The organism is Calothrix sp. CBUCES-K 9914 (assembly GCF_059640475.1).
On record NZ_JBXXZH010000102.1, the window covers coordinates 1 to 21,078 of the forward strand.

Here is a 21,078-nt window from a genome sequence, read left to right on the forward strand (position 1 = left end):
ATCTCATAATCATGAGACTTCTAAACCCGCTTGTCAATAGCATTTGAGATGCGCTTACCCTGTCATTTGGCAATGAAGGCTTATTAAGTGCTTTAGATAAATTAGTTAGCCGTATTGACGCTAAAAAAGAACCCGTTTCTGGCGATGAAGTCATGCGCGTGGTTCAACGGCGCCAGAACTGCATTAGCAATATCTTCACTTATTGAGCAAAAAACAAAGTATAAATTTAATTCAGAAGATATAGAAGAGTTAAATGGTAAAGCCAAAGATGCAACCAGCGAAATTAGTGCGGCAATTCGGCGCCTTTATGATGATATATTATTGCCACTACCCGACAAAGACGGAGCAAGACCAGTACGTTTAGAAACAATTGATTTACAATCTCAACTAAATACCAGTCATAACTTGCAAGAAAGAGTACTAGATGCCCTAAAAAATCACGTTTTTGATTCACTTAATCCTGCTAAATTAATTCGCTTATCTGGCTTAGAAAATCCAGAAACCGAGTATATTATAGGGGAAGACTTGGTAAGTTACTTCTTTCGCTTCCCCAATTTCCCCAAAATGTTGGGAGTTGAAGCAATTAAAAATGCTATCAAGAAAGCTATTGAACAAGGAATGCTCGGTTACGTGCCATCAATGACAATAGTCTCTGGCACACCAGTAGTAGAAAATCCCAGCTTAATCAGCTTTGAGAAATCCATTCCCAGTGACGAATTAGACCTTGCGGGTTATCTTTTATCCCCCAGTTTGGTTAAGAAATTGCGTATCATCCCATCTGAGAATGAAGCAGAAACAACATCAAATGAGGAGGAAGTTGACACTAATAATACCGAAAACGAAGATTATAGTACAGGTGCCTTTGATGGCGCCACACATAAAGATACCGAAGAGGCAGTCTCTACTGAGAAGAAGACTATTGTAGATAAATCAGAAACAAGTAGCATTGAAAGAACAATCTTAACGGACATAGTTAATGGTAAAAAAACTGCTCGTTACTACAAGCTAACATCTGTCACCGATAAATCAAAAATCTTTGAGCTATTTCAGGTGTTACAGGTATTATCAGATAAAGCTGAGGGAATGACAATCAAGATTGAAGTACAAGCGAACACACAGGATAAATTTGACCCTAGCTGGATACGTAATGCAATTGAAGAACCGCTTGATGAAATGGATATTCAAGCATCTACACGTTTGGAATAATTGTAGTGACGTTCCTTCTCACGCCCTATAATATGGCATCTATTGGGGGTGCCCACTAGGGTGTTGACTTTGTGGGAAATTAGGTAAAAATTGCTCATACAACTTTTGTGTCTAAAAGCAAAAGCTCAAAGTAGCCATAATACGAGGTTTAACACTGGCGCCACCAGACACAGTTCGTCCTCTGTCTGTTTTCTGTTTTATCCAGTCGGTTATTTTTTCTGGAATTAAAAGAACTACTAAAATCCGTGGGACAAGGGCATTTATTTTTAAATCATTAGATATTATTCACGTCTTGAGTTACTTACTCTAAATATTTATCTAATGAAAGTAAAGAACGAAAGTACGCGCGTTCTTAATGCTTATTATCTAGCAAATCTCATCTAGTTCAATATCTCAAAATGTTTTTGGCTTTAAGTTCAGATAATTTTATGCGTGTGTTACATAGTTAGTATCCGTATTTTGCATGTATCACAACATTCCGTAACAATTTATACGATTTTTACTCTCACTCAACATTAACTTAAGTTATGTAAAGAGTTACTAACCCAGTATCCAAACCTCGCTTCCTGCTTCTTTACAAACTTTAAAGGGTGCAATAGCGAACTGTAGGGGTTGATATTGGGATATTGTCACTGAAGCCTCGAACTAATAGGATCGCAAAGCTATTATGACAGCAACCACTATCAATACTACCAGTCAAAACAAGTTTGAGAAATTAAAAGCAGAAAAAGACGGACTTACCGTTAAGGCAGAGATTGAAAAATTTGCATCACTTGGTTGGGAAGCGATGGATGAAACCGACCGAGAGCATCGCCTGAAGTGGTTGGGTGTTTTTTTTCGCCCTGTTACACCCGGTAAATTTATGATGCGGTTACGAATACCGAACGGTATTCTTAATTCTTCACAAATGCGGGTATTAGCTGAAGTTGTTCAGCGGTACGGTGACGATGGTTGTGCTGATATCACCACTAGACAGAATTTTCAGCTACGCGGTATACGAATCGAAGATTTACCAGAAATTTTTAATCGATTTAGAGAAGTTGACTTAACTTCCGTTCAATCTGGGATGGATAACGTCCGTAATATTACTGGCGACCCCCTTGCTGGATTAGATGCTTCAGAATTGTATGACACGCGCGATTTGGTTGAACAAATTCAGGCGATGATTACCAATAACGGAGAAGGAAACTCAGAATTTTCAAATCTACCGCGTAAATTTAATATTGCAATTACTGGAGGACGGGACAATTCGGTTCATGCCGAAATTAATGACTTGGCATTTGTGCCTGCATTTAAAAATGGAAATTTTGGATTTAATATATTAGTAGGTGGATTCTTCTCTGCTAAACGCTGTGATGCTGCAATTCCTTTAAATGCATGGGTTGCTCCAGAAGATGTAGTCGCTGTATGTCGAGCCATTTTGGAGGTTTACCGTGATCATGGATTACGCGCGAACCGTCAAAAATCACGTTTAATGTGGTTGATTGATGAGTGGGGTTTGGATAAATTCCGTCATGAAATCGAGTTGCGTTTGGGTAAGTCGTTTTATGAAGCTGCTGCAAAAGACGAAATTGACTGGGAAAAACGTGACCATATTGGTATACATAAACAAAAGCAATCAGATTTATACTACGTAGGATTACATATCCCAGTAGGTCGCTTATATGCAGAGGATATGTTTGAGCTTGCTCGGATTGCGGAGGTTTATGGCAGTAGTGAGATTCGTCTGACTGTCGAACAAAACATTGTTATTCCCAATATTTCTGATTCGCGTTTGGCATCATTTTTTACAGAACCTCTGCTAGAAAAGTTTAAAATTAATCCTGAACCACTTACGCGCGCATTAGTATCTTGTACAGGCGCCCAGTTCTGTAATTTTGCCCTGATAGAAACAAAAAACCGCGCGCTAGCAATGATAAAAGCTTTGGAATCTGAGTTAGAAATGACTCACCCAGTACGCATTCATTGGACAGGATGCCCAAACTCGTGCGGACAACCTCAAGTTGCTGATATCGGCTTGATGGGAACCAAAGCGCGTAAAAATGGCAAACCTGTCGAAGGTGTTGATATTTACATGGGCGGCAAAGTTGGCAAAGACGCGCACTTAGGAACTTGTGTAACTAAAGGAGTTCCCTGCGAGGACTTACAGCCAGTATTGCGCGACTTGCTTATAACGCATTTCGGCGCCAAATCAAAGGTATTAGTTAACACGTGAATTTAAGATTTCAGATTCCCGACTTTTATAAGAAGTCGGGAATCTAAAAAGCATAACGCATCGAAACAATGCGTTTAGATCATCGATACTTAAAAACGGTTACATGTGATACCAATTTAGTTTTGAAGTGGCGTTAATTTGTATACATGTGAAGCTCCTTAGACGTACATTCATACGCAATACTTATGAGTAAGATGCCGAACTAAAACGGGCACAAACCAAGAGCTTAAAGACAGTTTCTATAAAGACAATCACTTGAATAAGTGAATCACGGCTATTTACGTGCATTAGCCTCAATGTTGACTTACACATTTTTGTATAAAGGGTAATATGCTCAATAAGTTATTCACATTCAAAGGTCGCTATCGTATTTTGCATCAAACTTGGTTTGCATTTTTTCTCACGTTTGTATGCTGGTTCAACTTCGCGCCTTTTGCTACCACAATTGGTAAAGAATTACATTTATTACCCGAACAAATTAAAACTTTGGGTATTTGTAATCTTGCCTTGACAATACCCGCGCGCATTATTATTGGTATGCTTTTAGACCGTTTTGGTCCAAGAGTCACATACTCAATGCTGTTGATGTTTGCTGCAGTTCCTTGTTTGGCAACAGCCTTTTCTAATAACTTTAGCGAGTTAGTAATTAGTCGCTTGTTAATGGGTATTGTTGGTTCTGGGTTTGTTGTTGGCATCCGGATGGTATCAGAATGGTTCCCGCCTAAAGATATTGGTATTGCTCAAGGTATTTATGGTGGTTGGGGTAATTTCGGTGCCTTTGGTGCAGAGTTTGCTTTACCTATGATTGCAGTTGCAACAAGGTTTTTAGCTGGTGGTGGTTCCAACTGGAGACTAGCAATTGGATTGACAGGTGTTATTGCTGCTATATACGGCGTTATCTATTACAAGTCTGTTCAAAATACACCAGAAGGAAAAACTTACAAACGTCCAAAGAAAAATGGTGCCTTAGAAGTGACGAGTGTTAAAAGCTTCTGGGCAATGATTGTCTCGAATTTTGGTTTGATTTCTGCCCTAGGTCTTCTTGCTTGGCGTTTGGAACAGAAAAATATTCATTTCCTGACCGCAAGTCAAATGTATACAGTCTGGGTAATTCTTTTAGGATTATTCGCTTTCCAAACTTACAAAGCTTATCAAGTTAACTCAGAACTGCTGGCTGGTCGAAAAACTTATGCTCCTTCTCAACGCTTCCAATTCAGCCAAGTTGCTTTACTAGAATTCACCTACGTTACGAACTTTGGTTCTGAACTAGCTGCTGTTTCGATGTTACCTGCATTCTTTGAAAAGACTTTCGGTTTAGAACATGTAGTAGCTGGAATGATTGCAGCAGCTTATCCATTCTTGAATTTAGTTTCTCGTCCTAGCGGTGGCTTAATTTCTGATAAACTTGGCTCACGTAAATGGACAATGACTATTATTAGTGCTGGTATAGGGATTGGTTATTTAACTACTCACTTCATCAATCAAAGCTGGCCACTTCCACTTGCTGTAGCTGCCACAATGTTTGCCGCTTATTTTGCCCAAGCTGGTTGCGGCGCCACTTATGGAATTGTGCCTTTAATTAAGAAAGAAGCAACAGGACAAATTGCTGGAAACGTTGGCGCCTATGGTAATTTTGGCGGTGTTGTTTACCTTACAATCTTCAGCTTAACCGACGCAGCAACACTGTTTAGCACAATGGGTATAGCAGCAATAATCTGTGCTTTCATGTGTGGCTTCTTCCTCAAAGAACCCAAAGGTTCATTCGCTACCGCATACGAAGGAGAAGTGCCTGTAACCAATGAATCTGAACAAGTAGCTTCTGGTGTTTTTGCAGAAGAATAATCTGATCCCCCCCAACCCCCCCTTATTAAGGGGGGCAGGGGGGATTTCCAAGGGTAGTACGCTGCTTTCTATTGAGGTTTTATGACTGAATCAACCAAAACTCTGTGTCCTTATTGTGGTGTTGGGTGTGGACTTGAAGTTTCACCTCCAGCGCAACATGGAAAACCAACAAATCGGGATGATGAAGGAAATCCGATTTGGCGAGTCAGAGGAGATAAAGCACATCCATCGAGTCAAGGTATGGTGTGTGTTAAAGGCGCCACAATTGCCGAGTCATTAGATAAAAATAGATTGCGCTTTCCAATGGTGCGGAACTCGTTGAATGACAAATTTCGACGCGCGACTTGGGATGAAGCATTTGATTTGATTACCAAGCGCATTCAACAAGTACTGGAAACCCAAGGAGCAGAAGCAATATGCATGTACGGTTCGGGTCAATTTCAAACTGAAGATTACTATGTTGCCCAGAAACTCATGAAAGGGTGTCTGGGAAGCAATAACTTTGATGCAAACTCGCGTTTGTGCATGTCCAGTGCGGTATCTGGTTATATTCAAAGTTTTGGTTCAGATGGTCCCCCCTGTTGTTATGACGATTTGGAATTAACTGACTGTGCATTTTTGATTGGTACAAATGCAGCAGAATGTCACCCTATTGCTTTTAATAGATTAGCTAAGTACCACAAAAAGAACCGTAAAGTCAAAATGATTGTGGTTGACCCACGTCGAACGCAAACAGCCGAAGCTGCAGATTTACATTTAGCAATTCGTCCCGGTACAGATATCGATTTATTGAATGGAATGGCGCATTTATTAATGCGTTGGGGTTGCCTTGATACGGGATTTATCGACGAATGTACAAGTAACTTCCCAGCTTTGGCAGAAGTCATTCGCCATTATTCCCCTGATGTCGTCGCGCGTACCTGCGGTATTACTATAGAAGATTTAGCAACAGCCGCGCGTTACTGGGCTGATTCTAAAAACGTGCTGTCGCTATGGTCAATGGGAGTCAATCAATCTTCTGAAGGTACAGCAAAAGTACGAAGCATTATTAACTTGCACTTAATGACCGGGCAAATAGGTAGACCTGGGAGTGGTCCTTTTTCTTTAACGGGTCAACCAAACGCAATGGGAGGACGCGAAGCTGGTGGTTTGTCGCACTTGCTCCCAGGTTATCGCTTGATTAAAAACCCCCAACACCGCGCGGAAGTTGAAGAGTTTTGGGGAATAAAGCCAGGAAAAATATCCGACAAACCTGGTTTGAATGCGTGGGAGATGATAACAAGTTTAGAAACTGGGGATGTTGGACTGTTGTGGGTTGCCGCAACAAACCCAGCAGTAAGTATGCCAGATATTGAACGTACAAAAGCAGCTTTATTAAAATCACCTTTTACTATTTATCAAGACGCATATTATCCAACAGAAACCGCCGCTTATGCTCATGTGCTTTTACCTGCGGCACAGTGGGGTGAAAAAACTGGTGTAATGACAAATTCGGAACGTGTCGTAACGCTATGCCAAGCATTTCGACCAGCACCCGGAGAAGCAAAAGCAGATTGGGAGATTTTTGCAGAAGTTGGGCGCCGTTTAGGTTTTGTCGGTGAATTTGCTTTCGCCAACTCCGCTCATGTATATAATGAATTTACTCAATTAACTCGTCAACGTCCTTGTGATGTTACAGGTATTTCTCACGAAAAGTTAGAACAGAGTCCAATTCAATGGCCTTTTAATACTCAGCACTCAGCACTCAGCACTCAGCACTCAAAAAGATTATATACAGACTTACGTTTTGCGACACCAGATGGACGAGCAAAGTTTGGTGCCTATTACTCGCGCGGTTTAGCAGAACCACCCGACCCAGATTATCCATTTGTACTAACAAACGGAAGACTTTACGGACATTGGCACACACAAACGCGGACTGGTCGCATTGAAAAAATTCGACAAATGCACCCCGAACCATTTATAGAAATACATCCGCGCGATGCTTCTAGCTTAAATATTACTGAAAATTCTTACGTTCAAGTGGGTTCGCGTCGAGGAAGTGCTAAGTTTAAAGCCAAAATTACCCGCGCGATAACTCCTGGTACAGTATTTGTGCCTATGCATTGGGGCGCCTTATGGGCAGAAGACGCAGAAGCGAACGCGATGACACACCCAGTATCATGTCCCGACTCATTACAGCCAGAACTAAAAGCTTGTGCAGTAAGCCTTACACCCGTCAAAATCAATTTACCTTCTTATAGCTATCAATTGGAACCCTCCGAATGTTAAGCTGCTAACAAGTCAGATTTTTAAAGTTATTACGAAACTAGCGCGTTAGAGTTTCCTCTAACGTAATGTTTTGTGTGTTTATTGTTATACAAGTAATAATATTTTGTAGGGGGTAAGGCAGATGAGGGGGTTAATTAAACGGTTTCGTGAAATGACCAAAGACGAAAACTTTATGCATATCATCGAAAATCTTGAGGTGATTGTCGCTAAAGTCCTCTCAGTCTGTATGTTGCTTGTAATTGTAGTCGCAATCGCTGATTTAATAACCTTCACATTTAAAGAATTAATCTCGCCAAAATATGGTAGTTTCTACAAGACATTATTCCAAGTCTTTGGTTTGTTTTTAAACGTTTTAATTGCTTTAGAAATATTAGAAAATATTACAGGATATCTCAAAAAACACGTATTACAAGTAGAATTAGTAATCGTAACATCTTTAATTGCGGTAGCCAGAAAAATCATTATTCTTGATTTAGATAAAGTTGAAGGAATAGACATTATTGGTTTAGGTTTGGCTGTTTTATCTTTAGCAATTAGTTATTTTATTATCCGCATTAGTAACTCTAAACCTAGACATTAAAATATTACTGGCAACGGATGTAACGGATAAACTTGTTATAAATAAGAATTTTTTGCATTACATATGACACAATTCTTTGAATTTGAAAGTGATTTTGTTGATTCCCTGCGATGTATTCCCATGCAAGCAAGATACAATCTTGACACCTGTGGAATCAAATTGAAATTAGCAGATTGGAGCCACTTAAGTCAAGATGAACGCCAAGCATTAGTCGAGCAACCCTGTACAACAGAGCAAGAGATAGGAACCTACCGACAGAATTTACAAAATCTTATACATCAACGCACAGGCGCCTATCCATCAGAACTACCTATCGAATCACACCCAGCGTGGATGGATGAAAATAATATAACAGAGAGCGTTCAAGAAGAAGCAAGCGAATATAATGTAAATATAACGGCGCCGCAATGGGCAGCATTATCACCTTTAGAAAGATTTGCTTTAATTAAACTTAGCCGCTCTGGACATGAAAACAAGAACTTTCCTAAAGCGTTAGAAGAATTTAAATTAATTTAATCCCCCCCAACCCCCCCTTAATAAGGGGGGGCTAAGATTTGTTTGTGTATAAGGCTAAAATTATTATTATTTCTTTTCTTGTTCCCCCCTTATCAAGCGGGGGCTAGGGGGGATTAAGATTATTTAATTCACACCTAATGCTTTCATTGCTGCTGTTAATGGGTCACTGTAAAAAATGGGGTCAACCCGTTCCATAATGTCTGCCGATACCTCTAAAAAATGACGTTTGTTTTCAGTTGGAATTAATGCTTTTTTAGCTCCATTATCCATTCCAAGTTGTAATGGTTCAGCTAAAGACCGAACTGCTTTAATATTACCTTGGATGCTGAGGTCGCCTAACACTAGAAGTCCTGGCTGTACAGGATATTTTTTGAGAGCGGAATATATAGCTACTAACAAGCCAATACCAGCGTCACAATTAACGCGATTTGTCAATAAGTCGATTGCTTCTACATGAAAATCAGTTGTGACAACAGCTTGGGCTATACCCATATTTACTTTATTACCTTGGATATAAGCAAATGCTCGGTGGATAGATTCTTTCATGGCACCGTCAACGCCACCAGCTATCTTCAATTTACCAGTTCCTGCTGCACATCCTACTTCTAAACGGTATAATCCAACTTTTGCTTGGTCATCAACCGAAGCTACATAAACACTACCTGGGTCTAGGGGATCAGTAGAAATTAAATCTCGCCCACGTTCTTCTGGAACACCTACATAACGTTCTTCGCGCGTTTCGATATCTATATATGAAAATGAGGTTTGGTGGTACTCGAAAGAACCCATTTTCTTTAATTGTTCCTTGACGCGGCGCCGACCTTCTAGTGCTATGGCTCTTCCGTACTTTACGTGCTAAATTTGAATTTAAATAGATAATTATCCTTTAAAATCAAGGTTTACAGGCACTTATAGATGAAATTTAATGAATTTGATATTTATAAAAGTAATAGTAGCTCGAAGATAAGCACAGCAAGGATTTAAACCTGATTTTTCAACAAATTTAGCACGTAAAGTACGGAAGAGCCATTTTTTCATGTTTGTTTTTATTTGTAAACTAGTGAAAAGATTTGTTACGTTTGGAGAATTTACTGATTTACAAAATTTATGAGCTGATAAATATTACAATACATACTTATTGATTTAACGATAAGGTTAAAGGGATCAATTAATGATGTAGAAAGCGAAGTGCTTTATATTACAATATAATATAGATTACCCTAGAGTCTTTACTTAGTACCTATATCAAAAGGGGTGGATGCATGTTAAGTTGTTTGCATCGTATGAAGCATTGAGCTTAGATAACATGTATCGGTACTATCTGCATCCACAGCATTTTGAAGAGTTAGTTCTTGGTAGTGGTATTGATTCTGACATCGCGAGCTTGAACTTTAGTTCTCTTCAAGATAATGGCGCCTATGATTACTTGCTAATTTCCGAGCAGGTTCCCCGTACTAACACAGGTATGGTCAGAAATAGCTGGTTACAGCGTTACGCACATGTTAGTTCTGGGGGTTGGTGGTGTTCAGGACTTGACCCTTTAAATAACTGGGAAGCGATGGAGTGGGGATGTTTTAAGCCAAACCAACCTCGACTTAATCAAAAGGGTAAATCTATTAAGTATGAGCATCCTCCTGCAACAGGTACGCGCGTATTTTGTTTACGGGTAACGTTACAAGTTTGGCAGAAAGTAGGTACACGTTACAATATTGATTTACCTGACAATATAACTATTAACCAAAATGGTGAAAGTGAAGGTTTCTGGAAGTGGGTTATTGAGCGTAATATTCCAGTAATTATCTGTGAAGGTGTTAAGAAAGCTGCTGCGTTATTATCTTTGGGTTATGTTGCTATTGCAATACCGGGAATTACCAGTGGGTATCGCGTGACAAAAAATGATTTTGGTAAAGTTATTAGTCGGCAACTTATACCAGATTTAGCAGCTTTTACAATTACGGGAAGGCGCCAATTTTACATTTGTTTTGATTATGAGACAGAAGCGAGGAAAATCGCTGCTGTTGATAACGCAATTTCTCAGCTTGGTTTACTATTTCAATCCTTAAATTGTACTGTTCAGGTAATGAAACTACCTGGTACAGAAAAAGGTGTTGATGAATTTATCGTCAATACAGGCGCCGATGCAGTCGATAATATTTACAGTCAGAGCTTAGATTTAGAAACATATTTAGCTCAAGCTAAACCTCATGCTCAACTAACAGTTAGTGCTGCATTGACAATTAATCGTCGTTACTTGGGTGAATTAAGCTTTCCTAATTCTGGATTAATTGGTGTAAAATCAGCGAAGGGAACGGGAAAGACAACTGCATTACAAAATATTATCGAATCCGCAAAAACAAATAACCGACCAATCTTATTAATCACCCACCGCATTCAACTAGGAAAATTCCTCTGCGACAAAATTGGTATTGAATGGGGAGTTAATTCGGTCTCTACACAATATTCTATGGGTTTGTGCGTAGATTCGATATGGAAGCTCAACCCAAATGATTGGTCGGGGGGAATAATTATTTTAGATGAAGTAGAGCAGTCTTTATCCCATTTACTACATAGTACTACATGTAAAGATAAGCGCGTTAAACTTCTTAAAACGTTCCAGCAACTTATTAACACCGTACTCACAACAGGTGGTTTAGTAATTGCTCAAGATGCTGATTTATCAGATATTTCACTTGAGTACTTACAGCAATTAGCGGGAATCCCAATTACACCTTGGGTAGTAGAAAATCAATGGAAACCTGAAAAAGGATGGGATGTATCGTTTTACGATTCTCCTAACCCAACTCCTTTGATTCAACAGCTTGAACTTGATTTAATTGCTGGACGTAAATGCTATGTTACTACTGATAGTCGTACTGGACGCTATAGTTGTGAAACAATTGAGCATTATCTTAAAGAACGTTTAGAGCGTTTATATAAAATATCTCCCAAATCATTGATTATTAGTAGTAGTACAACTCATACTCCCGGACATGCAGCAGTAGATTTCGTTGCAGAAATCAATCAAAAAATTACAGATTATGATTTAGTGTTTGTAACACCGAGCTTAGGAACAGGTGTTAGTATTGACGTTCAGCACTTTGACCGCGTTTACGGTATTTTTCAAGGTGTAATTCCTGACTCAGAAGCACGACAAGCGTTAGCGCGCGTTCGCGACTCAGTACCGCGTACAGTATGGTGTGCAAAACGAGGAATTGGAATAATTGGCAGCGGTAGTACTAATTACCGTTTACTATCACAATGGTATCAGGAAAATCAAAAAGAAAATTTAGCGCTATTGAGTCCTCTACATCATGTTGATGTTGATTTACCGTTAGTGTATGACCCTGTACATCTACGAACTTGGGCAAAATTGTCTGCGCGCGTCAATGCTTCAGTTTGTATGTTACGTCAATCAATGAAAGAAGGTTTAATCGCAGATGGTCATCAAGTATGGTTACGTAGTAATGCTGTACATCAAAATATTATCCGCGATTTGCGTCATGCTTTTTTGGCAACTGACCCCAAAGACTTGCCAACTCGTCGCAGGTTGATGTTAGAAATTGTCAAAGTACAAAAAGATTGGCGTTCCTGTCGGCAAAAAGCCAAAGAAATTAGTACCAGCATCAAGAAAATTAAACGCAAAAATCAAATTTCAGGCGCCAATGCAGTTGCAAATGCTCCCGATATAAATAACGTCGAGTACGAAAAAATCTTAGCCAAACATTCACTCACCGAACAAGAACGTCATCAAATTAGTAAATATACACTTAAACAAAGATATGGTGTTTCTGTAACTCCAGAATTAAAAATGCGTGATGACCAGGGATATTATGCTCAATTGTTAATACACTATCATCTCACCCACGAAAGCGAGTATTTTAGACTCAAAGATAAACAAGAATGGTATCAACAGTTATTATCGGGTGATGGAAAAGTCTTTTTACCCGATTTGAAAACGTACACTTTAAAGGTTGAAGCATTACGCGCGTTAGGAATGCAGCAATTTTTAGAGTTAGGACGAACCTTTACAGAACAGGAAACAGATTTAAATCGACTCAAAAACACAGTGTTACAGTGTAGTCAACATATCAAGCGAGTCTTGGGTATTAATTTGGTTAAAGATACCGACCAAATTCCAACAATAAAGATTTTAAGCCGACTATTAAATTTGCTAGGCTTAAAATTAAAGCGAGCAAATGGAATTTATCAAGTCGATTCAGCAACACTCAATGATGGTAGGGAGAAAATATTTACTATTTGGCAACAGCGCGATGAGTTAATGTTGGTAAATACAAAGGTAAATGTTGATACTGCAAAAAATTACACCAATTCTCGTGTACCTGCTTCTGAAAGTAAATTTACAATAGATAAAGTGCCGTTTTAAACAGTATTGTAGCATAGGTGTCTCGCCTGTGCAGTCAAATGGCGTCTCTTCTAAGAGCAGTGACATTTATTTTTTTACCACAGAGACACAGAGTACACAGAGGGAGGAGAGTAGGAGGGTTAAAATTGTGTTAGAAGAAGATTTAAAGCAGTTGGATATTGCAAACGCGCGCTTCAATTGATGAAATAATTTAAGCCAGTTCGCAGTTAAATAAATCAAGCGCGTGCTGGGATTGCATGAAAATATAATTAAGCGCTGCAAATAGTTTATCTACATCAGATAATGTATATGATTTGATTTCTTTAGTGTAGATATTGCCCTTTAATTTCCCAAACTGCCAAAATTGCCCGTTAGACACAATTCCATATATATTTTGCTCCAAGTTTTTATTAAGTTTTTGAATTGCTACCATTTCAGCTAAACATTGTCCCCACCCTTTAATAAAATCATCGCGTTTAGCTTCAACTGCAATTAAGAAGGGTTTTTCAAAAACTTCTTTTCCTAATGCTGATTTTTTCGCTAGGATATAATCAGGTATTCCAGTCAGATTTATATCGTATGTAAGAGTTTTATGGCTCCAAAGTGTAAAACTTTCCCGATAATTACGATATACTTCTCTTAAAATTGGAAAAACTACAGCTTCACAAATCGCATACTCGGAGTCTTCAAAAGAAAACTCTCGTAGCGAAAAGTTTAAATCTTCTCTAAAAGTTTCTCGAATATCAAACTTAGTTTCAACAATAAAGCTAGCTTCAGATGATGTAATATTAAATTCTTGTAGAACTTGAGCGGTGTTTCTGTAAGACTCGAACGACATAAATTTGTGTTTATTTGTTTCAATGTGTAGTTTAGCGTAAGCCACTACTCGCGACGCTGCCTGCTATAAAGCTATTATAAGTTGAGAACTAGATACATTATAGAGCAATCAGAGAGAAGCTGGCGCCACCGAATTATTTTGAATAGCTGCGTTTGGATTAATCTGGTTTTGGTTATATAGGTGGCTAATATTTTTAAGAATACCTGACTCAAGGGGGCTGTACCCTTACATCAAGTACTACCATATACAGGTATAATGCAGTAATTGGGTATTAAAAAGAATATATGATTAAAGACTTATAGCGCTTCCTATTCTAATGAAGTACATAAGGGCGGGCAAGGATGCCCGCTCCACAAGAAATTTACTATTTAAATCTGTACCTCATGTGACTAAGAACCGCTATAGCATACTACTTCACTCCCAGAATGTTATCGGGCTACAGCAGCTTTCTCATTCGAGATAAATGATGCACTACAGTTTAATGTTAAAATTGAATCAAGTAAATAAATCCTATATGGTGTATATATGGATACTTTCAAGCAAGGAATAAAAAGATTAGTAGGCCAGTCTTTATTGAATAAATGGCGATTATGGAAGGTAAAAAAAGTATATAAAGATTTAGCTGGAAAATCATCAGAAGAAATATTTACTTCGTTTTATGAAAAGAATCATTGGCGTGATGAAGAATCAAAATCAGGTCCAGGTTCATCAGACTTTGAAACTAAACATATTCGCGCGATTTTGCCTAGCCTAATACAAGAGCTTAATGTTAATGTCCTCTTGGATGTACCTTGTGGCGATTTCAATTGGATGAAATTTGTTGACTTGGGAAATTGTGACTACATTGGTGGAGACATTGTTAAAGAACTAATCACAATTAATCAAAAAAAATATGAAAATCCTAAGCGGAAATTTTTCTCTTGTGATCTGACTTCAGATGAGGTTCCCTACGCCGATTTGATTCTTTGTAGAGACTGCTTTTTCCACTTATCATTTGAGGACATATTTGCAGCAATAGAGAATTTCAAAGCTAGTAAATCGAAGTATTTGCTGACTACCACTCACCCTGATACTAGAGAAAATTTTCCTATCGTAACAGGTGGTTATCGCTCTCTTAACATGTGCCTGGAACCCTTTAACTTTCCGACCCCATTAAAACTTATTTACGAAAGACGTGATGCAGGTTTTGCAGACACAGATAAGTGCATAGGTCTTTGGAAACTGAGTGATCTGCCCAAAAAAAGGGATGATGAGTTTTAAGGATTAGCGCATTCACAGACTTGAAACCTGAGCAAAAATAGTACATATGTTGTTGTAGATTGAAATAATCATGTTTGGTACGTTTGTGGTAATCGAAAATAGGAACAAATTCTCGCAAGCGAGACACTACGTGAACGGACTTCTCCTAGATTCGGTGCTTTTTTTCGTGGCTTATCCTTTTAAAGCGCCACTGATAATAAAAAGTAATAAATGCAAGATTAGTTAAACCTAAAATTGATGCTGGTTCAGGAATTGAAGTAGATTCGTGTTCAAAGGGCGCCAATATAAATGCGCGCTCCTTACCATTAAATGTACCATTACCAACAATGTATCCATTATCATTAATTGCCCAAGCATCTTGTATAGTCCAACCACTGTTAGGATTTATAAGACTTTGTAGGTCGGTCATTACGCCGTTAGACCAAATAAACCCACTGGTACTAGTGTTTGTAGTAGAACGACCAACTACTTGACTTTTATTATTAATACCGTAAGCTGTACTAAAACTGTCACCATTGCTTCTAGTGCCTAAAACACCTAAATTGCGGGCGCCGTTGGTTCTATCCCATAAAAAAGCATTCAGTGGATTGTTTGTGTTTGGAGGAACATATTCACCAACTATTTGAGTTTTATTATTAATAGCGTAGGGCAGCAAGCCAACACCTATTGGTTCTGTTTTTCCATCAGGAGTACGTAGATAAGTATATGGCTGTAAATTAGAGTTTTTATCAAATACAAAACCAGTTATACCAATTTTTTGTGAAGCTGCATAGAAACGATACTTATATAGCAAGGCTTTTAGCCAACTGATTATGTGTAGCTTCGTATTAAAATGGTATTACTTCTCCTTTATCATTAATAGCTTTGGCTGTGGAAACAATGTTATTATTGCTTTGTTCTTCGATAAGAACTAAATTCTCTTTCTTCTTAGTATTCCAAATATAGCCGCGCGTTACACCAGGAGTAGAAGTTATGTCTCCTACTACTTGACCAACGTTATTGATGTCATCAACAGAGATTGGATTGAAATTCTCGCTGTTTGGAATACCTAAGTCTCGTATTCCTGTACTTTCTTCCCAAACAAAGGTTTGCAGTTTTAAATTGTCTCCAGAGAAACCGACTACCTGACCTAAATCATTAATATTAGTGCCTGTGCTATATCTTCCACCAACATTAGTCTCTAGTGTTCCAAGGTTTTGCAGACCCTTTGTACTATCCCAAATAAAAGCTCGCTGCCCAGAGTCAGTTGAATAGGCGCCAGTAACTTGGTTTTGGTTGTTAATGTCAAAAGCAAAAATAAAGCCATTAGTACTATTCAAATCATTGTCTAATTCACCAATATTGCTGATTGTGTATAAAGTTGCGGCTTTGCTAGGAAGAGAAGAAGCTAAACCTATTAAGCCAGAAGCTAAAATTGTAAAGCTTATACTATAAATATTTTTCATTGTTGCAGCTTATGTATTATAGAACTTAAGAATATGTAAATATTCTCTCATAAAATAATCAATTTTCATTGAGTCTGGAATTTCTATTGAATCGACGGCGTAGATAACGGTACAGCTTAAAACAGGAATGGAACAGTCTGCGGACTTAAAACAGGAAGAGTCACAAAAATTAACTTTTCTTAGGCTATTTAAACAAAAAATTTACAAATAAATAATTCTATGGCTAAATTTACCAATTACTTGGGAAAACAATGGCAGTTAAACCAATTCCCAATGGCTTTCATACAGTAACACCTTATTTGACTGTTGAAGAGGCGCCAAAACTACTTGATTTTCTTTTAAATGCTTCGGAGAGTGACATTATAGGGGTTACTTAAGTTGATTGACTCCGAGGACGAAAACCCTGTCTCCCATTCACGGGGTCAAAGAGTACGTCAAATCTATAAAAAAAGCCAATACCAGTATTAACAAATACCGGAAATTCTAATTGCGGCGATATACTTAAACTCCAGCGATTAAAACCATCGCGGTTACCGGGTGTTAAACTGTAATCAAAAACGCCATTAATTGCTAACCTTAAGGCATTTGCTGCACCTAATACTCCTGCTTTTAGTTTACCAATTGTGGCTGCTGACTTAACTTCTATCGAGCCATTAATAGTTGCAGTATCAACAATCATTCTGGCATTACAAGGAATTTTTGTTGCATTGCCTGCGATAGTTACGCAAACTCCCCCCAGTCGAGAGTCCCATCTGTCACCTTCGACACCATTAATTGCAGGTTGTTTAGTCCAAGCAGCCATTTTAAAACCCGCTTGATTTTCACTTGTTAAACCTAGAGTCAGATTACCGTTACTGTTACTATTACCAGTGACAATAAATCCATTACTTAAATTCCCTGGTAACTTTCTTAACGGGTTGTAGGGAAGGGATTTTTCAAAATAGTTGACTCCAATAATACCGGAGAAAGGAGTACCGCTCTTAGCGGAACAGTTAGGTCTTTGTGCGGTACATTGGCGACTAGTCACAATTTGTATAGGTACGGGTTCTGTTGTGGGAATTAAACCAAAGCGAATCGGAGCGTAAACTAATTCACCTTCTAAAATAGTACCATCACTTAATGTGTCCCTGATAGTTTGCCCTGTTCTGCGTATGGGAGCATTACCTAAAAATTCTCTGGGCACTCGCAGTCCTGATGAGCCTGTATCTAATAAAATACGTCTTGGGGCGCCACCTGCACTCGATAATTCCAGAAAATAACCCGCGAAGAACCTTCCTGCGTTAGGTCTGGTAAATAAAGGTAAAGAGACGGTTTTAAAAGTTGGTTGGCGAGGTGTAATTTGAGATACATCACGCCGTCTGGAAGTAGGAAAAAGCGCTGCATATACTGACTGTCGCTGCAGGGCTGGTTCTGGGGCGATATCCCAAAGACTCTCGTAGTAGAAAAAAACAACACCTAGGCCTCGTTGTTGCGCTGCTTGTACTTGGGATTGAATTTGGGCGATTGTCACCAGACGACCCCGCAATCCAGCCATAATACCGATACCAACGGGAATACTTTGTTGACTTTCTAAAACTTCTGGGCGAGTAATTTTACTGCTAAAGTCGTTTAAATCGTCACGATAAACCTGCATGACTAACTCGTCAACAATACCCAATCGCACCCAGTTTAGCCAATCTTGCAGGTGAAACTTGTAGGCAAAATCGTAGTAATTAGGGGAAACTGAGACAATCGCATTTGGTTTTATTGCTTTTACGCTTTGGTGGAGGTCTACCATAAAGGCAGTAATTTTATCAGCACGCCATTTTATCCAGGCTTGAGCTTGAGGATTAGGCGGGGGAGGGTTGCCAGTTTCTTGAGTATAAAGATTAATAGTATACTTGTCGTAACCGAAATCTATAGGCAAACTCATGTGGTCGTCAAATTGAATACCATCGGGATTGTATTTGGTCATGATTTCCACTATGAGTTCGCTGATAAAACTCTGCACCTCCGGATGAAATGGATTCAACCATGCAACTTCTCCTGCTGCACTAATTGAAGTTTGAGTTCCATCCCGCTTTTGTGTTAGCCAATTAGGATGTGCTGATGCAAGTTCGGAAGTCAGGGGAACCATAAAACCAAATTCAAACCAGGGTATAGCTAGTAACGCAGTACTGCGCGCTTGGGCGATAATATCTGCAAACACATCTTGTCCTTCCGCACCTCTAAAGAAAAAGGGGATACCTTTTTTTTGGAGAACAGCACTGGGGTATTTTGCATAACCATCGTTCCAAACTACAGGATAAATAGTATTAAAGTTCAGTTCTTGCAGTCGGCGCATGGCGGACTGTACCTTAGCGCCAGAGCGAAAAACATTTAAATCATTACTACTCAGCCACACACCACGAATTTCTTGTCGATTTTGGGGAGGTAGTTGGGCAATATTAGGTAGGGAAAAGCTTTGAAGTAGTAGTACTGCTGTAAATGAGAGCAAAAATAACAACGGTAGCAGACGCTTTTTGATATTTGTGACGAACAATAGCATCCAGTTAAATGCTTTATTAACGAAAGATATGTTACTCCCTATACTTTTTTTCCAGACAAGAATTATCATGATTGCCAAGTACCAAATAAATTTAGTTAGTATATTTCATACGCACGGAAAATTACTACATTAGGAATAATAATACAGTAATTTAACCGCAGGATATTTGACGTAATTCTTGACAAACTGTGCCTAAACTGGGTACTAATTTCTATAACCCACAAATTTCAAACTCAAATTTAGATATGGCGCGTATCTTAGTACTCTGTAATTATTTTTACGAATCTTCATCGGGGAGGCGCCGACTCTTTTTTGAACTCAATAGTTTATCGGTAGTACATGAAATTAATTGGCGGGAACCCCCAAAGGCGTGCTGTCTCCCCTTTGCGTTCAAATTTCAACCCCTCAATTCGCCACTATTTTACGCAAAGCTGTACCTAGTTCGTTACCATGCAATACCTCCAGTGCCAACCGCATTTCTCGGTTTAAAGATATACGCAGGGTTTTTAGGCGGCAGTACAATTCTGGGTTTAATAACAGCTTTGGTAATGCACTGCCCCAATCACTCAGCACTGATATTTCCTACTGCGGCTTCGTCTTCGATGCGGGCGCCTTTTTCACTCGAACCTTTACCCAAGGAGTAACTCAATTGCCTCTTCTTGACTCATAACTTTTTCTTCAACTGTTTGCAGCGATTGTGGTTCAGAATGCAGATAATGTGGTTTTGAGACACCCCTTATTTGCAGAAGACAGTGGTTTCCTTCATTGGCTTGTTTGTAGTTAGTTACAAATATTGACATTAGCTTTGAACTTGTTAAAATTTGGGAAGTGTTCTGACGAGAAGAAACGTTCCTTCTAAAAAACTATTAATCGGAGACTACTAAAATGTTTAGAGCAATGGCTTCAGAAGCGCTTGGTTTGAGTGATATCGGCTCCATAATTCAGCCCCAAGATTTTAATAAGGTTGATGCTGATGATTATTTGTTTCACGAAGATGGTGAAAAGATATTTTTCCTAATTAAGTCAAAGAAAGACGAGTACTGTTTTACCAACTTTGCATTAATTCACGTAGACGGTGTTACTGCTGCTTCCTCAAAGCGGTCTATAAAAAGATACGAATATGCTTCGGAGATAATTTCAGGCGTAACATTGGAAACAGCCGGAACCATAGATATGGATATCGAATTAAAGTTTAATATTGGAGCAAACTCATTCATTATAAATGTGCGAAAGGACTTTATCGAACAATTGAAGGATATCTATAAAACCTTGATTAGCATTAGTAAGCGTCAGTATACCGATAATATTTGTAGAAATAATGCACTAAAAACGCTAGATGCTATCGCATCTATGTACAAGATTAGTAATGTAACATCTGGGGAAGCGATAACAACTCAATTCAATGATATTCTTACAAACCTCAATTCCATCATGTTGGTAAATTATACAAAACGTGACTTTAGTGATGTTTTTAGCAAATATATTCGCTCTTAGGAAACGTTGCTACGGTATACACAAGTTATCAAATCACTCAACAAAACTTAGCTCAAGCTTTTCTCAGATATTCAACAGTTACTCAGACAACTTGAAGAATCATTACCAATTTAAGCATGAAACCGACAAAACAATGATTGCTGTAAAAGCTGCTGAAACCATCAGAATATCCTCTGGCGCCTTGGACAACGCAGCAAAGATGAAATTAAAAGGCGCCTTTGACTTATACAGTTGTTAAAAACGGTGCCAATGAAGTTATACTTGTAGCGAATTTATAGACAATACGGAGAGTGTTTATACTAATTTAATTAACATTATTCAGTGGGTAACGATTATTATTAACTTTTTGTTGGCACTAACCGCAATCGACCTAAAGATTTATACCCTTGCAACTCTAGTTGGAGTAATTCCAGGGACGATTGCGTATACCTGGTTAGGTGCTTCCGGAAAAACCGCTTTACAAGGAAGCGATGCGTCCTCGTTTATACTAGCGTCAGTTTTTTTGGTATTGTTATCAGTGT

Annotated in this window: 17 protein-coding genes; 12 read left to right on the forward strand and 5 right to left on the reverse strand. The window is 38.7% G+C overall.

The features are described from left to right. The first annotated feature begins 114 nt into the window (after positions 1-114). The 6 genes from AC2JBO_RS21945 (at position 115) to AC2JBO_RS21970 (ending at position 8,630) form a co-directional block, all read left to right on the forward strand. Positions 115-1,206 carry a hypothetical protein gene (locus AC2JBO_RS21945; protein WP_496955778.1) on the forward strand — a complete coding sequence of 364 codons (1,092 nt, stop codon included), beginning with the start codon at positions 115-117 and terminating at the stop codon, positions 1,204-1,206. A 667-nt stretch (positions 1,207-1,873) separates the two neighbouring features. Further along, positions 1,874-3,421 (forward strand): ferredoxin--nitrite reductase, encoded by a 1,548-nt coding sequence (locus AC2JBO_RS21950; protein WP_496955779.1) that lies wholly within the window; start codon positions 1,874-1,876, stop codon positions 3,419-3,421. 330 nt (positions 3,422-3,751) lie between these two features. Then, on the forward strand, positions 3,752-5,263 hold the full coding sequence (locus tag AC2JBO_RS21955; RefSeq protein WP_496955780.1) for a NarK family nitrate/nitrite MFS transporter: 1,512 nt from the start codon (positions 3,752-3,754) through the stop codon (positions 5,261-5,263). A gap of 81 nt (positions 5,264-5,344) precedes the next feature. Continuing rightward, positions 5,345-7,534: a molybdopterin oxidoreductase family protein gene (locus tag AC2JBO_RS21960; RefSeq protein ID WP_496955781.1), complete on the forward strand. Its 2,190-nt coding sequence runs from the start codon at positions 5,345-5,347 to the stop codon at positions 7,532-7,534. Between the two features lie 121 nt (positions 7,535-7,655). Then, positions 7,656-8,114 carry a phosphate-starvation-inducible PsiE family protein gene (locus AC2JBO_RS21965; protein WP_496955782.1) on the forward strand — a complete coding sequence of 153 codons (459 nt, stop codon included), beginning with the start codon at positions 7,656-7,658 and terminating at the stop codon, positions 8,112-8,114. Positions 8,115-8,177: 63 nt separating this feature from the next. Beyond that, a complete protein-coding gene (locus AC2JBO_RS21970; RefSeq protein ID WP_496955783.1) occupies positions 8,178-8,630 on the forward strand; it encodes a nitrate reductase associated protein in 453 nt (150 codons plus the stop codon). A 123-nt stretch (positions 8,631-8,753) separates the two neighbouring features. Here AC2JBO_RS21970 and AC2JBO_RS21975 read toward each other — a convergent pair whose 3' ends face one another. Then, a complete protein-coding gene (locus AC2JBO_RS21975; protein ID WP_496955784.1) occupies positions 8,754-9,419 on the reverse strand; it encodes a S16 family serine protease in 666 nt (221 codons plus the stop codon). A 517-nt stretch (positions 9,420-9,936) separates the two neighbouring features. Here AC2JBO_RS21975 and AC2JBO_RS21980 point away from each other — a divergent pair. Further along, positions 9,937-13,014 (forward strand): plasmid replication protein, CyRepA1 family, encoded by a 3,078-nt coding sequence (locus tag AC2JBO_RS21980; RefSeq protein WP_496955798.1) that lies wholly within the window; start codon positions 9,937-9,939, stop codon positions 13,012-13,014. A 190-nt stretch (positions 13,015-13,204) separates the two neighbouring features. On the opposite strand, the gene AC2JBO_RS21985 is transcribed toward AC2JBO_RS21980, so the two are convergent. Continuing rightward, entirely contained in the window at positions 13,205-13,876 is a 672-nt protein-coding gene (locus AC2JBO_RS21985; RefSeq protein WP_496955785.1) for a hypothetical protein, read from the reverse strand. A gap of 480 nt (positions 13,877-14,356) precedes the next feature. On the opposite strand from AC2JBO_RS21985, the gene AC2JBO_RS21990 reads away from it, so the two are divergent. Continuing rightward, positions 14,357-15,091: a class I SAM-dependent methyltransferase gene (locus tag AC2JBO_RS21990; protein WP_496955786.1), complete on the forward strand. Its 735-nt coding sequence runs from the start codon at positions 14,357-14,359 to the stop codon at positions 15,089-15,091. Positions 15,092-15,236: 145 nt separating this feature from the next. Here the strand turns inward: AC2JBO_RS21990 and AC2JBO_RS21995 are convergent, their stop codons facing one another. Continuing rightward, positions 15,237-15,884 (reverse strand): hypothetical protein, encoded by a 648-nt coding sequence (locus AC2JBO_RS21995; RefSeq protein ID WP_496955787.1) that lies wholly within the window; start codon positions 15,882-15,884, stop codon positions 15,237-15,239. A 34-nt stretch (positions 15,885-15,918) separates the two neighbouring features. Beyond that, entirely contained in the window at positions 15,919-16,536 is a 618-nt protein-coding gene (locus AC2JBO_RS22000; protein WP_496955788.1) for a hypothetical protein, read from the reverse strand. Between the two features lie 251 nt (positions 16,537-16,787). Between AC2JBO_RS22000 and AC2JBO_RS22005 the strand changes: the two genes are divergently transcribed. Next, entirely contained in the window at positions 16,788-16,913 is a 126-nt protein-coding gene (locus tag AC2JBO_RS22005) for a hypothetical protein (protein ID WP_496955789.1), read from the forward strand. Here AC2JBO_RS22005 and AC2JBO_RS22010 read toward each other — a convergent pair. After that, a complete protein-coding gene (locus AC2JBO_RS22010) occupies positions 16,910-19,063 on the reverse strand; it encodes a family 10 glycosylhydrolase (protein WP_496955799.1) in 2,154 nt (717 codons plus the stop codon). The genes AC2JBO_RS22005 and AC2JBO_RS22010 overlap by 4 nt on opposite strands. Before the next feature lie 245 nt (positions 19,064-19,308). Between AC2JBO_RS22010 and AC2JBO_RS22015 the strand changes: the two genes are divergently transcribed. The 3 genes from AC2JBO_RS22015 (at position 19,309) to AC2JBO_RS22025 (ending at position 20,795) form a co-directional block, all read left to right on the forward strand. Continuing rightward, complete coding sequence (locus tag AC2JBO_RS22015) at positions 19,309-19,707, forward strand: hypothetical protein (protein ID WP_496955790.1); 399 nt, start codon at positions 19,309-19,311, stop codon at positions 19,705-19,707. A gap of 241 nt (positions 19,708-19,948) precedes the next feature. Then, a complete protein-coding gene (locus AC2JBO_RS22020) occupies positions 19,949-20,557 on the forward strand; it encodes a PH domain-containing protein (RefSeq protein WP_496955791.1) in 609 nt (202 codons plus the stop codon). A gap of 91 nt (positions 20,558-20,648) precedes the next feature. Continuing rightward, positions 20,649-20,795: a hypothetical protein gene (locus tag AC2JBO_RS22025; RefSeq protein ID WP_496955792.1), complete on the forward strand. Its 147-nt coding sequence runs from the start codon at positions 20,649-20,651 to the stop codon at positions 20,793-20,795. Positions 20,796-21,078 lie beyond the last annotated feature (283 nt).

Coding starts and splice junctions, on each gene's coding strand:
- AC2JBO_RS21955 (WP_496955780.1), top strand. CDS start 3,752: ATGCTCAATAAGTTATTCACATTCAAAGGTCGCTATCGTATTTTGCAT.
- AC2JBO_RS22000 (WP_496955788.1), bottom strand. CDS start 16,536: ATGAAAAATATTTATAGTATAAGCTTTACAATTTTAGCTTCTGGCTTA.
- AC2JBO_RS21990 (WP_496955786.1), top strand. CDS start 14,357: ATGGATACTTTCAAGCAAGGAATAAAAAGATTAGTAGGCCAGTCTTTA.
- AC2JBO_RS21975 (WP_496955784.1), bottom strand. CDS start 9,419: ATGGGTTCTTTCGAGTACCACCAAACCTCATTTTCATATATAGATATC.
- AC2JBO_RS21970 (WP_496955783.1), top strand. CDS start 8,178: ATGACACAATTCTTTGAATTTGAAAGTGATTTTGTTGATTCCCTGCGA.
- AC2JBO_RS21950 (WP_496955779.1), top strand. CDS start 1,874: ATGACAGCAACCACTATCAATACTACCAGTCAAAACAAGTTTGAGAAA.
- AC2JBO_RS22020 (WP_496955791.1), top strand. CDS start 19,949: ATGTTTAGAGCAATGGCTTCAGAAGCGCTTGGTTTGAGTGATATCGGC.
- AC2JBO_RS21960 (WP_496955781.1), top strand. CDS start 5,345: ATGACTGAATCAACCAAAACTCTGTGTCCTTATTGTGGTGTTGGGTGT.
- AC2JBO_RS22015 (WP_496955790.1), top strand. CDS start 19,309: ATGGCGCGTATCTTAGTACTCTGTAATTATTTTTACGAATCTTCATCG.
- AC2JBO_RS21965 (WP_496955782.1), top strand. CDS start 7,656: ATGAGGGGGTTAATTAAACGGTTTCGTGAAATGACCAAAGACGAAAAC.
- AC2JBO_RS22010 (WP_496955799.1), bottom strand. CDS start 19,063: ATGCTATTGTTCGTCACAAATATCAAAAAGCGTCTGCTACCGTTGTTA.
- AC2JBO_RS22005 (WP_496955789.1), top strand. CDS start 16,788: ATGGCAGTTAAACCAATTCCCAATGGCTTTCATACAGTAACACCTTAT.
- AC2JBO_RS21980 (WP_496955798.1), top strand. CDS start 9,937: ATGTATCGGTACTATCTGCATCCACAGCATTTTGAAGAGTTAGTTCTT.